Raw genomic sequence first — 275 nt, forward strand, 5'->3', positions numbered from 1 at the left:
CCCGAAAGGCGAGTCCGATGGTCGTCGGGATCGTGCTGCGGGAAGCAGCGCTTCGCACGGTGGTGGGCAGCCGGAAGATCATGGCCACGCAGCTTCGTTACCTGGCAGACCTGAGTACTCGGAACAACATCGATATTCGAATCCTGCCGTTCTCGGCGGGCTTCCCGATGGGTGTCGCCATCGGGCCCTTTGTCATCCTCGAGCCAGGGCGTAGCGGTATGCGCGGTTATCGGGAGCCGACGGTTGTCTATGTCGAGAGCTTCACCGGCGATCTC

1 protein-coding gene is annotated in these 275 nt (G+C 62.2%); it reads left to right on the top strand.

Annotation, left to right across the window (positions count from 1 at the left end; all coding sequences use genetic code 11):
- Positions 1-17: 17 nt before the first annotated feature.
- Positions 18-275 (top strand): Scr1 family TA system antitoxin-like transcriptional regulator (locus CUZ56_RS14995; protein ID WP_239442615.1); only part of this gene is annotated, 258 nt, incomplete at its 3' end.

This window comes from Saezia sanguinis (assembly GCF_003991585.1).
Lineage (GTDB): Bacteria > Pseudomonadota > Gammaproteobacteria > Burkholderiales > Burkholderiaceae_C > Saezia > Saezia sanguinis.